We start from the raw sequence: 1,719 nt of genomic DNA on the forward strand, positions 1-1,719 counted from the left end.
TTTTCCCTCGGCCCGATTGCCGATTCCAAAGGGTTAAGTCTGTGGTGATTTCGGCATTCCAGTGGCCGGTTTCCCCGCCGGTTGGAGACATGATAACCAATTCTCCTTGAGCGGTACGCTCCAGCTTCAGGTCAGGATTGGCGGCACAAAGCCGAATAAAATCTGCTCGGCTCAGGGTTGTCAGGGGGGATAGATTCAGAGTCAGAGCAACCATGGCAGGCGTTTGGACACTCCTAAACCATTCTTAGAATGAGTCTAATGGGACCTCAGGATTTGCCCTCTGCTCTTAACCAAGCCACATCTTAACTGGGGTGAGGGGCGGGTTTGGTCAGGCCGATCACCTGAGTGTATGCACCGCGGGCCTGGGTTACACCAATGGTGTGCTCAGCTTTTTCGATCATGGGGCGGCGTAAACTGACCACCAAAAACTGCGCCTGACGAGATTGCTGCCAGATCATATTGGCCAATTTTTCCACATTGGCCCCGTCCAAAAACATATCTACTTCATCAAAGGCGTAAAAGCTGGAAGGGCGGAATCGCTGCAGAGCAAAAATAAAGCTGAGGGCTGTCAAGGATTTTTCTCCTCCCGACATGGCGCTGAGACGGCGCACCGGCTTACCTTTGGGGTGGGCCACCAAGGTTAGACCGCCTGCGAAGGGATCCTCTGGGTTTTCCAATTCCAAATGACCATCCCCATCGGAAAGTTGGGCAAAGATGGTTTGAAAATGACCGTTGACGGCATGAAAGGCATCCAAGAAGGCTTGCCGACGCAGGGTGGAAAAGTTCTCGATGCGCAGCAACAACTCGGTGCGCTCTTGGTGCAGGGTTTCCAGTTTGGCGCTGAGATCCCGCAGGCGAGCTTGGGTCTGTTCGTATTCGGCAATGGCCAGCATGTTTACCGGCTCCAGGGATCGCAATTGCTCTTCGATTTTGCGTTTTTGCCGCTGCAGCTCGTCTAAGGTCAGGGTGGCGGGCAAGTCGGGCAGCGGATCCGGCAGCTCTTGAACCACCGCTTGCAGTTGGGTTTGCAGTTGGGCCAGCAGGGCCTCTTTTTCCTGTTGTTGGGTGAGGGCGTTGTAGCGTTCCCACTCCAGGCGTTGGATTTGCTGTTGTTGGGCCCGCAATTGGAATTCTTGCCGATCCCGCTCTTGGCGCAGGTGGGCGAGGCGGGCCTCGATCTGGCTTATCTGTTGCCGTTGCTCGGCAAGGTGCTGCTGGATGTGACCAAGGGTGGCTTGGGCTTGGACGATCTGCTCCTGCAGATGGGCTTGGCGCTGTTCGCTCTCTTGCAGGCGCTCCTGGTGGTGCTGGATTTGGGCCTGTTTCAGGTGTTGTTGGCCGGAGTTCTCCTGCTGTTGCCGCTCCAGTTGGGCCAGTTGCTGCTGCAGCTCTGCCAAGCGACTTTCTTGCTGCTGCACCGTCTGCTGCAGTTGCTGCCAATGCTGGTTCACCGGGGATCCCTCCAGTTGGCTGAGCTTGAGGGCGAGATCGGCTAGGCGCTGTTGCAAGGGATCCCAACGCAGTTGAATCTGGTCGAGCCGCTGCTGGGCTTGTTGGCTTTCGGCTTGCAGTTGTGCCAGGGATCCCTGCAGGTGTTGCAGGCGGGCCTGTTGCTTTTGGCAGTCGGCTTGGTGCCGCTCCAGATATTGCTGGGCTTGCAGGGCGTCTTGGCGAGCCAGGAGCAGGGCTTGGGCCAGTTGTTTTTCGCGGGCTTGGGCT

The 1,719-nt window shown here is 56.9% G+C and carries 1 protein-coding gene and 1 pseudogene; both read right to left on the minus strand.

Annotated elements, in window-relative coordinates; genetic code table 11:
- On the minus strand, positions 1-214 hold a 214-nt coding region (locus NW815_RS02935; protein WP_414415688.1), incomplete at its 3' end, for a Uma2 family endonuclease.
- A gap of 88 nt (positions 215-302) precedes the next feature.
- Positions 303-1,719 (minus strand): annotated as a pseudogene (locus NW815_RS02940) (chromosome segregation protein SMC); the annotation flags it as partial.

This window comes from Synechococcus sp. R6-7 (assembly GCF_047461695.1).
In the GTDB taxonomy this organism is placed as follows: Bacteria; Cyanobacteriota; Cyanobacteriia; order Thermostichales; family Thermostichaceae; genus Thermostichus.